Below are 1,699 nucleotides of genomic sequence, written 5' to 3'. Positions count from 1 at the left end.
TTCGAATGCCGTCGCCGCCATGAGCGCCCCGCCGAGCATGGAGGTGACACGCGGGGCGTGGCTGCGGGCCGAGACCACCGTGGAGCCGTCGCCGCGCTCGATCCGCGCCTCGGCGACGGTGGGGTTGTCCACCAGTGAATCGACGATGCCCTGCAGGGTGCGGAGATGGCCGGAGTGCAGCGCCTCCGCGGCGGGCACGCGCCACTGATGCGCGCTCACGGCGAGCTCGCGGTTCAGTGCCGAGCGCAGACGCGAGAGCTCGGTATCGCCGAGCAGCGAGAGCAGCACCGCCGCCACCGTGATGGTGGGCACCAGCGCGACCAGCAGGACGCGACGTCGTGTGCTCCAGCGCATCGATGCCATTTCCATATGCCTCTGCCGCGCGGTGACTCCCCGGGAGCGACCCATTATGGCGGCGTCGGCGGGCGCGGTGCACGTCGCGACGACGTGCCGCCGGCGGGGCAGGGGGCATGGTGCCCTGAATCCATGCATATATGTGTATACATAAATGACGAATCCAATATTAGAAAACTATATATCGCCTTGCTAGCGTCGCTCCCATGAACCATCCATGGCCGTGACGGCGCCGCCGTCGGGCCACGACCGGGAGAGCGACGAGCATGAGCGACGATGATAAGAACGCCGGGAAGCGCCGGAGTCAGGCCTGGTTCGGGGGCACGGACAAGGACGCCTTCCTCCACCGCAGCTGGGCCAAGAACAACGGCCTGCCGGACGACGCCTTCGACGGCCGCCCGGTGATCGGTATCTGCAACACCTTCTCCGAGCTCACGCCCTGCAACGCGCATTTCCGCGAGCTCGTCGAGCACATCAAGCGGGGTGTGATCGAGGCGGGGGGAACGCCCTTCGAGTTCCCGGTGTTCTCCTGCGGCGAGACCATGCTCCGCCCCACCGCCATGCTGTTCCGCAACCTCGCCTCCATGGACGTGGAGGAGGCCATTCGCGGCAACCCGCTGGACGGTGTCATCCTCATGGGCGGGTGCGACAAGACCACCCCGTCGCTGCTCATGGGGGCGGCGAGCTGCGATATCCCGGCCGCGGTGGTCTCCGGCGGGCCGATGCTCAACGGCCGTTTCCGGGGGCGCACCCTGGGCTCGGGCACGGACGTGTGGAAGTTCTCCGAGGAGGTGCGCAGCGGGCGCATGTCCGAAGAGGACTTCATGGCCGCGGAGAGCGGCATGTCACGCTCGCCCGGCCACTGCATGACCATGGGCACCGCCTCGACCATGGCCTCCATGTCGGAGGCCCTGGGCGTCACCCTCGCGGGCAATGCCGCCTACCCGGCGGTGGATGCCCGGCGCAACCGCCTGGCGCGACTCACCGGCCGGCGCATCGTCTCGATGGTCGAGGAGGACCTGCGTCTGTCCAGGGTGCTCACCCGCGAGGCGTTCGAGAACGCCATCCGCGTGAACGGTGCCATCGGCGGCTCGACCAACGCGGTGATCCACCTCCTCGCGATCGCCGGGCGTATCGGCGTGGACCTCGATCTCACCGACTGGGACCGCTTCGGGCGCGACGTCCCCTGCCTGGTCAACCTCATGCCCTCGGGCGAGTACCTGATGGAGGATTTCTGCTACGCCGGCGGGTTGCCAGCGGTGATGGGCAAGATCCGGGACCTGCTGCACGAAGATGCGTTCACCATCTCCGGGCGCACCATGGGTGAGCAGCTGAATGCGGCGGA

Annotated in this window: 2 protein-coding genes; one reads left to right on the top strand and one right to left on the bottom strand. The window is 68.0% G+C overall.

Going from position 1 to position 1,699, the window contains the following annotated elements; translation table 11 throughout:
• On the bottom strand, window positions 1-369 hold a 369-nt coding region (locus G7A99_RS16905; RefSeq protein ID WP_205599892.1), incomplete at its 3' end, for a hypothetical protein.
• Between the two features lie 251 nt (window positions 370-620).
• Here G7A99_RS16905 and G7A99_RS16900 point away from each other — a divergent pair.
• Window positions 621-1,699 (top strand): dihydroxy-acid dehydratase (locus tag G7A99_RS16900; RefSeq protein WP_205599891.1); only part of this gene is annotated, 1,079 nt, incomplete at its 3' end.

Source organism: Arhodomonas sp. KWT, assembly GCF_010993615.1.
Note: the sequence above shows the minus strand (reverse complement) of the source record. Positions and strands in the feature narration are given on the sequence as shown.